Annotated in this window: 8 protein-coding genes; 2 read left to right on the top strand and 6 right to left on the bottom strand. The window is 67.7% G+C overall.

Annotation, left to right across the window (positions count from 1 at the left end):
- Window positions 1–5 precede the first annotated feature (5 nt).
- From ABE957_RS08555 to ABE957_RS08540, 4 genes are all read right to left on the bottom strand, one after another.
- Window positions 6–1226, bottom strand: a complete 1221-nt coding sequence (locus ABE957_RS08555) for an ABC transporter substrate-binding protein (RefSeq protein ID WP_349758243.1) — start codon at window positions 1224–1226, stop codon at window positions 6–8.
- A gap of 100 nt (window positions 1227–1326) precedes the next feature.
- Entirely contained in the window at window positions 1327–2073 is a 747-nt protein-coding gene (locus ABE957_RS08550) for an ABC transporter ATP-binding protein (protein ID WP_349758242.1), read from the bottom strand.
- Window positions 2070–2846 carry an ABC transporter ATP-binding protein gene (locus ABE957_RS08545; RefSeq protein ID WP_349758241.1) on the bottom strand — a complete coding sequence of 259 codons (777 nt, stop codon included), beginning with the start codon at window positions 2844–2846 and terminating at the stop codon, window positions 2070–2072. The genes ABE957_RS08550 and ABE957_RS08545 overlap by 4 nt, the downstream gene beginning before the upstream one ends.
- Window positions 2847–3197: 351 nt before the next feature.
- Window positions 3198–4577: an L-serine ammonia-lyase gene (locus tag ABE957_RS08540; protein WP_349758240.1), complete on the bottom strand. Its 1380-nt coding sequence runs from the start codon at window positions 4575–4577 to the stop codon at window positions 3198–3200.
- A 194-nt stretch (window positions 4578–4771) separates the two neighbouring features.
- Between ABE957_RS08540 and ABE957_RS08535 the strand changes: the two genes are divergently transcribed.
- Together ABE957_RS08535 and ABE957_RS08530 are read left to right on the top strand one after the other, a co-directional pair.
- Window positions 4772–5701, top strand: coding sequence for a LysR substrate-binding domain-containing protein (locus ABE957_RS08535; RefSeq protein ID WP_349758239.1), 930 nt, complete (start codon window positions 4772–4774; stop codon window positions 5699–5701).
- 97 nt (window positions 5702–5798) lie between these two features.
- Window positions 5799–6452: a hypothetical protein gene (locus tag ABE957_RS08530; protein WP_349758238.1), complete on the top strand. Its 654-nt coding sequence runs from the start codon at window positions 5799–5801 to the stop codon at window positions 6450–6452.
- Window positions 6453–6644: 192 nt separating this feature from the next.
- Here the strand turns inward: ABE957_RS08530 and rpoD are convergent, their stop codons facing one another.
- Both rpoD and dnaG read right to left on the bottom strand, forming a co-directional pair.
- Entirely contained in the window at window positions 6645–8489 is a 1845-nt protein-coding gene (rpoD, locus tag ABE957_RS08525) for an RNA polymerase sigma factor RpoD (protein WP_349758237.1), read from the bottom strand.
- A 244-nt stretch (window positions 8490–8733) separates the two neighbouring features.
- Window positions 8734–10557: a DNA primase gene (dnaG, locus tag ABE957_RS08520; protein ID WP_349758236.1), complete on the bottom strand. Its 1824-nt coding sequence runs from the start codon at window positions 10555–10557 to the stop codon at window positions 8734–8736.
- Window positions 10558–10579 lie beyond the last annotated feature (22 nt).

The following is a 10579-nucleotide window of genomic DNA, read 5'->3' as shown; positions in this document are numbered from 1 at the left end:
CCCGCTCAGTTCTGCACCAGCTTGCACTGGCTCTCGGCGAGCGGGCGGTAGGCCTCTTCGGCGGGGATGGTGCTCTTGATCTCGTAGAGGTCCCACTCGCCGGTAGACTCTTCCGGCGACTTCACCTCGGCGAGGTACATGTCGTGGACCATGCGGCCATCCTCGCGGATGCGGCCGTTGCGGGCGAAGAAGTCCTCGACGGGCGTCTCGGCCATCTGGGCGCGGACCGCCTGGCTCTCGTCGGTGCCGGCGGCTTCCACGGCGTTCAGATAGTGCATGGTGCTGGAGTAGACGCCGGCCTGGACCATGGTCGGCATCCGGCCCACGCGCTCGAAGTAGCGCTCGGCCCATTCGCGGGACTGCTCGTCCATGTTCCAGTACCAGCCGGTGGTGAGCAGCAGGCCCTGGGTGGACTCGAGGCCCATGGCGTGGACGTCGTTGAGGAAGATCAGCAGGCCGGCGAGCTGCTGGCCGGATTGCACCAGGCCGAACTGGCTGGCGGTCTTGATGGCGTTGACGGTATCGGAGCCGGCGTTGGCCAGGCCGACGATCTTGGCGCCGGAGCCCTGGGCCTGCAGGATATAGGAGGAGAAGTCGCTGGTCGGGAAGGGATGGCGCACGCCGCCGATGATCTCGCCGCCGTTCTCTTCCACCACCTTGGTCACGTCGGCCTCCAGGGCATGGCCGAAGGCGTAGTCGGCGGTAAGCATGAACCAGGTATCGCCGCCCTGGTCGACGACCGCCTTGGCGGTGCCGTTGGCCAGCGGGTAGGTGTCGTAGACCCAGTGGAGGTGATTCGGCGTGCAGTGCTCGTTGGTGATGCTCGAGGCCGCGGAGCCGGAGATGATCGCGAGGCTTCCCGCCTCCTCCAGCACCTTGCTCACGGCGATGGAGACCGAGGAGGCCACCATGCCGGCGACGAGGTCGACGTTCTCCTGGTCGACCCAGCCGCGCACGGTGTTGGCGCCCACGTCGGCGCTGTTGCGATCATCGGCGCTGAACACCTCGATCGGCACGCCGTTGACCTCGCCGCCGATGTCCTCGACGGCCATCTTCAGCGCCTCGAGGCCGCCGGGACCGGCCAGGTCGCGATAGGTGCCGGACATGTCGGCGAGGTAGCCGATGCGGACCGCGTCGTCGCTCATCTGGGCCTGGGCGGAGCCGGCGACCAGGGTGGCGGCGGCGAGGGCGATGCTGCTGGCGAGCGTCTTTCTGTTGAAGGTCATGATCATCTCCGTGGCCCGGTGGGCCCTTTGTTGTTGTCGATGCGGATGCTTGTCGATACGAGTGCTTGCGGTGCAGAGACCGAGGGCCGGCGGCGCGCCGTCAGACCCCCAGCAGGGTGTTGAGGTGCTCGCGTCGAGCGGGCAGCTCGGCGGCGCTGATCTCCTCGATGATGCGGCCGTGTTCCATCACGAAGTGACGGTCGGCCAGGGGCGCGGCGAAGCGGAAGTTCTGCTCCACCAGCACGATGGTCATGCCGCGCTCCTTGAGCTTGATCAGCACCTCGCCCAGCGCCAGGACGATGACCGGCGCCAGCCCCTCGGTGATCTCGTCGAGCAGCAGCATCCGGGCGCCGGTGCGCAGGATGCGGGCCATGGCCAGCATCTGCTGCTCGCCGCCGGAGAGCCGGGTGCCCTGGCTGCGGCGTCGCTCGTAGAGGTTCGGGAACATGGCATAGATCTCGTCGATCCCCATGCCACCGCTGCGTACCGTGGGCGGCAGCAGCAGGTTCTCCTCGACGTCGAGGCTTGAGAAGATGCCGCGCTCCTCGGGGCAATAGCCCACGCCGAGCCGCGGGATGCGATGCGGCTTCATGTCGAGGGTCTCGGTGCCGTTGATCACGATCGAGCCGGTGCGCCGGCCGACCATGTTCATGATCGACTTGAGGGTGGTGCTGCGCCCGGCGCCGTTGCGCCCCAACAGGGTCACCAGCTCGCCGCGCCTCACGTCGATGTCGACGCCATGCAGGATGTGCGACTCGCCGTAGAAGGCATGCAGGTCGCTGATGCGCAGCATCTCGGCCCCGTCCCGATCCTGGTATTCGCCGAGCGTCTGTGCTGCCTGGCTCATGCGCTGGCCTCCTCTTGTGTCTCGGCATCGCTGCCCATGTAGGCCTCTCGCACCCGCGGGTCGCGGGAGACGCTCTGGTAGTCGCCCTCGGCGAGCACGCTGCCGCGGGCCAGCACGGTGATGCGATCGCACAGGCGGCTGACCACGCTGAGGTTGTGCTCCACCATCAGCACGGTGCGGCCCTTGGCGACCCGCCGGATCAGCTCGACGATGCGGTCGACGTCCTCGGCGCCCATGCCCTGGGTCGGCTCGTCGAGCAGCATCAGCGTGGGATCCAGCGCCAGGGTGGTCGCCACCTCCAGCGCCCGCTTGCGCCCGTAGGGCATCTCCACGGTGAGCACGTCGGCGTACTCCTTGAGGCCGACCTCGTCGAGCAGCTCGATGGCCCGCTCGTTCAAGTGCTCGAGGCTCTTCTCGGACTTCCAGAAGTGAAAGGAGGTGCCGAGGCGGCGCTGCAGCGCCACCCGCACGTTCTCCATGGCGGTCATGTGCGCAAACACCGCCGAGATCTGGAAGGAGCGCACCAGGCCGAGCCGGGCGATCTCGTTGGCCCGCATGTTGGTGATCGGCTTGCCGCGATAGAGGATCTCGCCGCGTGTGGGCGGCAGAAACTTGGTGAGCAGATTGAAGACGGTGGTCTTGCCGGCCCCGTTGGGGCCGATCAGGGCGTGGATGTGCCCCTCCCGGACCCGCAGATTGACGTCGTCCACGGCGGTAAAGCCGCGAAACTCCTTGGTCAACCCGCGAGTTTCCAGTATGAACTCCTGGGTCATGGTGGGTCCTCTCTGGATCGCTGGCGCGATCCGCCGTGGATGCTGTTGTCGTTGTTGTCGGCTGTTGTCGTTGTTGTGGCGGTGCCGGCATCGAGGGCCCGTGATGCCAGATCACGCGACCCCGGAGAACACTCTGCACTTTACGTTAACGTAAGCTAGAGGAGCCGAAGCGGCGGGGCAACAGGAGAACGCCGGAACTCGACCAATGGTGTAGACGCCCGCGCTATCAATAGCTTGCAAACTATGTAAGCCAAAAAAAACGCGATGCCCCCGTCGGGGGCATCGCGCCTGTTCTGCTCGGCGACCCGCCGGGCCGCACCGCTCACGACTTCGTCGCGGATCGAGTCGCCGTCAGCACTCGATGGCGTTGACCGCGAGACCGCCCTTGGAGGTCTCCTTGTACTTATCCTGCATGTCGGCGCCGGTGTCGCGCATGGTGCGGATCGCCTTGTCCAGCGAGATGAAGTGCTCGCCGTCGCCGCGCAGCGCCATCTGGGCGGCGTTGATCGCCTTGACCGAGGCGATGGCGTTGCGCTCGATGCAGGGTACCTGCACCAGCCCGCCGACGGGGTCGCAGGTGAGCCCCAGGTTGTGCTCCAGGCCGATCTCGGCGGCATTCTCCACCTGGCCCGGCGTGCCGCCCAGCACCTCGGTCAGCCCCGCCGCCGCCATGGCGCAGGCCGAGCCCACCTCGCCCTGGCAGCCTACCTCGGCGCCGGAGATGGAGGCGTTCTTCTTGCACAGGATGCCCACCGCGGCGGCGGTCATCAGGAAGTCGACCACGCAGCGCTCGTCGGCCTCGGGCTGAAACTTCATGTAGTAGTGCAGCACCGCCGGGATGATGCCCGCCGCGCCATTGGTGGGCGCGGTGACCATGCGTCCACCGGCGGCGTTCTCCTCGTTGACCGCCAGGGCGAAGACGTTGACCCAGTCCATCGCCGAGAAGGTGGAGGCGATCAGGCTGCGATCGTCGTCCATGGACTCGAGGCGACGGTGCAGGGCGGCGGCGCGGCGCCGGACCTCGAGCCCGCCGGGCAGGATGCCCTCGGCGGCCAACCCCTGATCGACGCAGGCCTGCATGGCCCCCCAGATGCGCCACAGCTCGGCGCGGACCTCGGCCTCGCTGCGCCAGGCCTTCTCGTTCTCCATCATCAGCTCGCTGATGCGCAGACCGTGCAGCCGGCACAGCGCCAGCAGCTCGGCGGCGCTGTTGAAGTCATACGGCAGCGCCGTGGTGTCGGCGTCCAGCTCGCCGCTGGCGGCCTGCGCCTCGTCGATCACGAAGCCGCCGCCCACCGAGTAGAAGACGTTGCGGTAGAGCTCCTCGGCGTGGCCGTGAGCCACCAGGGTCATGGCGTTGGGATGGTAGGGCAGGCTCTCGTCATGCCACTGCAGGTCCCGGGTCCAGCGGAAGGGGATCGCCAGGCGTCCGTCGAGCATCAGCGCCTGAGACTCGAGCAGCTCCTCGATGCACGGCGAGACGATCGCCGGATCGATGTGCTGGGGGCGCTCGCCCATCAGCCCCATGATGATGGCACGATCGGTACCGTGCCCTTTGCCGGTGGCCGAGAGCGAGCCGTGCAGGTGCACCTCGATGCGCGCCACGCGCTCGAGCAGCTCGCGGCGCTTGAGCACCTGCACGAAGTCGTAGGCGGCCTGCATGGGGCCGACGGTATGGGAGCTGGACGGCCCGATGCCGATCTTGAACAGGTCGAAGACGCTGATTGCCATGATGATGCCTCGTGTCTGGGCCGGCGTTCCGGCGTTCCGGCGTTCCGGCGTTCCGGGCCAGCGGCCGCCTGATCGTTCATCAGACAGTTAAACTAAAGCCACTCGACGCCTGCCGATAGATGGCCTCATCATGGCGGCGAACCGACGCCCCGACAATCGAGAATATCTGGCCTACGGTATAGAATGACTAAACCATGAACTCGCATCTCAACGCCCAGACCCATGCCGGACTGAAGGTCTTCGCCGTCAGCGCTCGCCACCTCTCCTTCACCCGGGCGGCCGAGGAGCTGCACGTGACCACCGGCGCGGTGAGCCAGCAGATCAAGCAGCTCGAGCAGCGGCTGGGATTCAAGCTGTTTCGCCGCCGGCCGCGTCGACTGGAGCTGACCGAGGAGGGCCGGCGCCTGGCGGCGGTGGTCGACGAGGCCTATCAGGCGGTGGGGCTGGAGGTGCGGCGGCTGCGCAGCGGCGTGATGAGCGGGGTGATCCGGCTGCGCTCGGTGCCCTCCTTCCTGCAAAACTGGCTGATGCCCCGCCTGCCCCGACTGCAGGCGCGCTTCCCCGACATCGAACTGCACGTCACCGCCGAGGACAGCAGCGTCTCGCTGCGCGACGGCGACTTCGACCTGGCGCTGGACCTGAACGATGGCCACGCCCCCGGACTCGCCATCACGCCGCTGATGGAGGAGCGGATCTTCCCGGTCTGCGCGCCCGCCCTGCTGCGGGGCCGACCGCCCCTGCGCCATCCCGCCGACCTGGCCTGGTACCCGCTGCTGCATGACGTCACGGCCTGGCGGGGCAGCCACGAGCATGCCGAGTGGGAGCGCTACCTCGAGGCCATCGCGGCGCCGCCCCTCAACCTGCGCCGGGGCTATACCTTCAACCGCCACCACCTGACCATGGCGGCGGCCATCGCCGGCATGGGGGTCGCCATCGCCCGCCAGACCCTGATCCGCGGAGAGCTCGGCAGCGGCGCCCTGATCGCGCCCTTCGCCCAGCGCGTGCCGACCGGCATGCGCTACGGCATCGTCCATGCCCCGGGGGCGCTGGACGATCGCCGGGTCGCCGCGGTGCACGACTGGCTCGTCGAGGAGGCCCGGCGCGCCTCCGACGGCACGGAATAGACGCGTCGGAATCGACGCGGCGGAATCGATAGGCAGGCGGGGGCGACCCGAGTATCATATACATTCACCAATGAATGTGATTTGCCCCGAGACGCCCATGCCACGCCACCTCCCCCCCGAAGCGCCCACGCCCATCGACTTTCGCGCCACCAGCCTGCGCGCCCTGCTGTATATTGTCCTGATCGGCCTGCTGATGCAGGGCGTGATGATCGAGGCGCTCGGACTCGAGGGCCAGAAGTTCTCCGAGCGCGGCTTCATCGAGCCCGCCCAGTCGCTGCTGCTCGCCGCCAGCGCCGGCCTGGCACTCTACGTGCGCCTGACGAGCCCGCGGCTGACGCATGTCTCCCTGCTGCTGCTGGCCCTGCCGCTCGCCTCGCTGATTCGCGAGCAGGATGCCTGGCTGGATGCCTGGGTGTTCGATGGCGCCTGGCAGGCGCTGGTCGCACTGGTGGTGCTGCCCATCCTGTTCGTGGTGATCCGCGGCCGCCACGCCTTCGCCCGCGAGTTCGCGCGCTATGCCAACAGCTTCTCATTCGGCCTGTTCGCCGCGGGCTTCCTGACCACCTACGTCTACTCGCGGCTCTTCGGGCGCAGCGAGATGTGGCAGGCGATCCTCGGCGACGCCTACCTGCGCACCTTCAAGGACGCCGCCGAGGAGGTCACCGAGCTGTTCGGCTATACCCTGCTGTTCATCGCCATGATCGAGCTGGTGCTGCTGGTGCGCCGCTGGGGCCGCCTGGCCGCCGACTGAGGCGCGCCTGTGCCGGCCGATCCGGCCCGCACGGCGGCGCCTTCCCATGAGGCTTTCTCGTGCCTCTCCTTGTGACGCCCCCTCTTGACGCCCCGCGTCACCCCCCGAGCAGTTCCCCCATTGACGATGCTCACAAACGACGACGCCCGCAGCCAGGGGCTGCGGGCGTCGTCGTGAGCGAAGGCCGGCGGCTTACTCGTCGAGGAAGGAGCGCAGCGGCTCCGAGCGCGACGGATGGCGCAGCTTGCGCAGCGCCTTGGCCTCGATCTGGCGGATCCGCTCGCGGGTCACGTCGAACTGCTTGCCGACCTCCTCGAGGGTGTGGTCGGTGTTCATGTCGATGCCGAAACGCATCCGCAGCACCTTGGCCTCACGGGCGGTGAGGCCGCCGAGCACGTTACGGGTGGCCTCGATCAGCCCCTCGCCGGTCGCCGAGTCGATGGGCAGCAGGATGGTGCCGTCCTCGATGAAGTCGCCCAGGTGGGAGTCGTCATCGTCGCCGATGGGCGTCTCCATGGAGATCGGCTCCTTGGCGATCTTGAGCACCTTGCGGACCTTGTCCTCGGGCATCTCGAGACGCTCGCCGAGCTCCTCGGGCGTCGGCTCGCGACCCATCTCCTGCAGCATCTGCCGCGACACGCGATTGAGCTTGTTGATGGTCTCGATCATGTGCACCGGGATACGGATGGTGCGGGCCTGGTCGGCGATCGAGCGCGTGATCGCCTGCCGGATCCACCAGGTGGCATAGGTCGAGAACTTGTAGCCGCGACGATATTCGAACTTGTCGACGGCCTTCATCAGGCCGATATTGCCCTCCTGGATCAGGTCCAGGAACTGCAGGCCGCGGTTGGTGTACTTCTTGGCGATCGAGATCACCAGGCGCAGGTTGGCCTCGACCATCTCCTTCTTGGCCCTTCGCGCCTTGGCCTCGCCGATGGAGAGCCGACGGTTGACCTCCTTGATCTCGGTCACCGCCAGCTGAATCATCTCTTCCTCGAAGGCGATCTTGCGCTGGGAGCGCTGGATATCGCCGCGCAGCGGCTCCAGGCGCGCCGCATACTTCGGATTGGCGGCGCCGAACTCGTCGAGCCACTCGAGACGCGATTCGCTGCCCGGGAAGGCCTTGATGAAGGTCTTGCGCGGCACCTTGGCCTTCTTCACGCACAGCTGCATGATGGCCTTTTCCTGGGCGCGCACCTGCTCGACGCTGATGCGCACCTGACCGACCAGGCGCTCGAAGTGCTTGGGCACCAGCTTGATCGGCGAGAAAAGCTGCGCCAGGCGAGCGAGCTCTTCCTGGGCGGGCTTCGCGCTGCGACCGTGGGCCTCGATGGCCGCCTGAGCCGCGGCGTTCTGCTCACGAATCTGTTCGAAGCGGGCGCGGGCCTCCTCGGGATCGGGGCCGCCGACGCTCTCTTCCTCCGCCTCGGCATCCTCGTCGTCCTCGGCATCGCCCTCGGACTCGTCGCGGGGCTCCTCCTCGGGCACTTCCGCTTCCGCGACGCCGGGGATCCCCTCGTCGGGGTCGATGAAGCCCGAGAACAGGTCGGAGAGGCGACCGGGCGCCTCCTCGTCCTGAGTGGCATCGTAGGCGTCGAGAATGGAGTCGACCGCGCCGGGCAGGTAGGCCAGCGCCGACATCACCTCGCGGGTGCCCTCCTCGATCCGCTTGGCAATCTCGATCTCGCCCTCGCGGGTCAGGAGTTCGACGGTGCCCATCTCGCGCATGTACATGCGCACGGGGTCGGTGGTACGACCCACGTCGCTCTCCACCGCGGCGAGCGCGGCGACGGCCTCTTCGGCGGCCGACTCGTCGGTGGAGTGATCCGACATCATCAGGGTATCTTCATCGGGGGCTTCCTCGACGACGCTGATGCCCATGTCATTGATCATGCCGATGATATCTTCCACCTGATCCGGGTCGGCGATATCCTCGGGAAGGTGGTCGTTGACCTCGGCATAGGTCAGGAAGCCCTGTTCCTTGCCGCGCGCGATCAACTCCTTCAGACGTGACTGCTGCTGCGCATTTCCAGCCATAGAAACCCTATCTCGACGAAGAAGAATGAAGCACCTGAAGTACTGAGGCGGTGAAAACTCGATAAGCCGGAAAGTATAGCGGGTAAGGCCGCCTTCCTGCCAGTTCGGTGTATTTGCGCGGTCATTCAGGTGTGTTAGGTTGTGAGGTTGCGCCTTCCAAAGACAGCTTCCTCGTATGTGGTGATGGTGGCAGAAAATTCAACCCCCGCTACCACCGCCGGCGCGATCGCGACCCTGCGCTGCCTCACCCCTTCGGGTCGGCGAGCAGCGTCATCAGTCGCTGCCGATCCTCCTGCGACAGCCGCTCGCCCCTCTGCTGCTTGGACAGCAGGGCATCGACTTCCTCCTGACGCGTCGACCTCAGTCGGTGGCGCTGGAAATGCTCGACCAGCCCGTCCAGCTCGGCGGCTCGCGCCCCGGGGGGAATCAGCAGTTCTCGGCGCGCCAGCGCGGCCAGCCGCTCTCCCTCGGGCGTGCCGTGAAAGTGGGCCAGCAGCACCTGGGCGCTGCGGTAGCGACCCGCCCGCAAGAGCCGCTCGACCTCGCGACACAGCCGCGCCTCCGGGTCCGCCTCGGGGTACCAGTCAGCCGCGTCGGGCAGGCGCTCCACCAGCCGCGGCTCGTGCACCAGCAGCTGCAGGACGCGCCCCATCAGGCTCAGGGCCTGCCTCCCCTTGCCCGGCGCCGGGCGCGCCTCGCGCCCCTCGTCCTCGGGGCGCCACTCGGCCTCCGGCGCCAGGGGCGGCTCGCTCGGCGGCACCTCGACGGGCGCGACCAGCGCCTCGAAGCGCGACTGGTCGACGCCGGTGCGCCGCGAGAGCTCCCCCAGCAGCAGCGACTTCAACACGCCCTCCGGCAGCTTGCCGATGGCCGCGAGCACCTGGCTCGCGAAGCGCTCGCGCGCCTCGATCGTCGCCAGATCGCGCCCCTCGGCCGCGTGATCGAAGAGAAACTCCGACAGCGGGCTGGCGCAGGTGATGCGATCCTCGAAGGCCTCCGGCCCCTCGCGGCGCACCAGGGTATCCGGATCCTCCCCCTCGGGGAGGAACATGAAGCGTGCCTGGCGACCGTCGATCATCTGCGGCAGCACCGTCTCCAGCGCCCGGGTGGCGGCCTGACGGCCGGCGCGATCGCCGTCGAAGCAGAACACCACCTCGCCGACCATGCGGAACAGCCGACTCAGGTGCTCCTCGCTGGTCGAGGTGCCAAGCGTCGCCACGGCGTTGCGGATGCCGAACTGGGCCAGCGCCACCACGTCCATGTAGCCCTCGACGATCACCACCCTCTCGAGCCGCGAATTGGCCTGGCGCGCCTCATAGAGGCCGTAGAGCTCGCGCCCCTTGTGGAACACCGGCGTCTCGGGGGAGTTGAGGTACTTGGGCTTGGCATCGCCCAGCACACGGCCGCCGAAGGCGATGGTGCGCCCGCGAATATCGCGGATCGGGAACATCACCCGGTCGCGGAAGCGGTCGTAGGTGCGCCCGCTGTCCTCGTGATGCACCAGCAGGCCGTACTCGATCTGCACCGCCTCGGCGATGCCGCGCTCGGAGAGGTGGCGCTTGAGCGCTTCCCAACCGGCCGGCGCGCAGCCGATGCCGAAGGTCTGCTGGACCTCCGGCGACAGCCCGCGATCGGCCAGATAGCGGCGGGCCTTCTCGCCCTCCGGCATCTTCAGCCGCTCACGGAAGAAGCTGGCCGACAGCTCCAGCAGGTTGACCCCCTCCTTGCGCTTGCGCTCGCGGGCCTGGGCCCGCGGGTCGTCGGCACCCTCGCGGGGCACCTCCATGCCGAGCCGGCCGGCCAGCTGTTCCACGGCCTCGGGAAAGCGCAGCTTGTCGTACTCCATCAGGAAGCGCAGGGCATTGCCGTGGGCGCCGCAGCCGAAGCAGTGATAGAACTGCTTGTCGGCGCTGACGGTGAACGACGGCGACTTCTCCTGATGGAAGGGGCAGAGCCCGGAGTGGTTGCGACCGGCCTTCTTGAGCTTCACGCGCTCGCCGACCACCTCGACCACGTCGACGCGGGCCAGGAGATCATCGATGAAACGCTGGGGGATCTGACCGGACATGCGGGAAACCTGCGGGAAGCGG

The sequence above is a fragment of the Halomonas pelophila genome, assembly GCF_040196315.1.
Classification (GTDB): domain Bacteria; phylum Pseudomonadota; class Gammaproteobacteria; order Pseudomonadales; family Halomonadaceae; genus Halomonas; species Halomonas pelophila.
The sequence above is the reverse complement of the archived record's forward strand: the minus strand, read 5'-3'. Positions and strand labels throughout refer to the sequence as shown.

What these genes read in the sequence shown, in the direction of transcription:
- ABE957_RS08555 (WP_349758243.1), bottom strand. Translation starts at nt 1,226, where the DNA reads ATGACCTTCAACAGAAAGACGCTCGCCAGCAGCATCGCCCTCGCCGCC.
- ABE957_RS08530 (WP_349758238.1), top strand. Translation starts at nt 5,799, where the DNA reads ATGCCACGCCACCTCCCCCCCGAAGCGCCCACGCCCATCGACTTTCGC.
- ABE957_RS08535 (WP_349758239.1), top strand. Translation starts at nt 4,772, where the DNA reads ATGAACTCGCATCTCAACGCCCAGACCCATGCCGGACTGAAGGTCTTC.
- ABE957_RS08545 (WP_349758241.1), bottom strand. Translation starts at nt 2,846, where the DNA reads ATGACCCAGGAGTTCATACTGGAAACTCGCGGGTTGACCAAGGAGTTT.
- rpoD (WP_349758237.1), bottom strand. Translation starts at nt 8,489, where the DNA reads ATGGCTGGAAATGCGCAGCAGCAGTCACGTCTGAAGGAGTTGATCGCG.
- dnaG (WP_349758236.1), bottom strand. Translation starts at nt 10,557, where the DNA reads ATGTCCGGTCAGATCCCCCAGCGTTTCATCGATGATCTCCTGGCCCGC.
- ABE957_RS08540 (WP_349758240.1), bottom strand. Translation starts at nt 4,577, where the DNA reads ATGGCAATCAGCGTCTTCGACCTGTTCAAGATCGGCATCGGGCCGTCC.
- ABE957_RS08550 (WP_349758242.1), bottom strand. Translation starts at nt 2,073, where the DNA reads ATGAGCCAGGCAGCACAGACGCTCGGCGAATACCAGGATCGGGACGGG.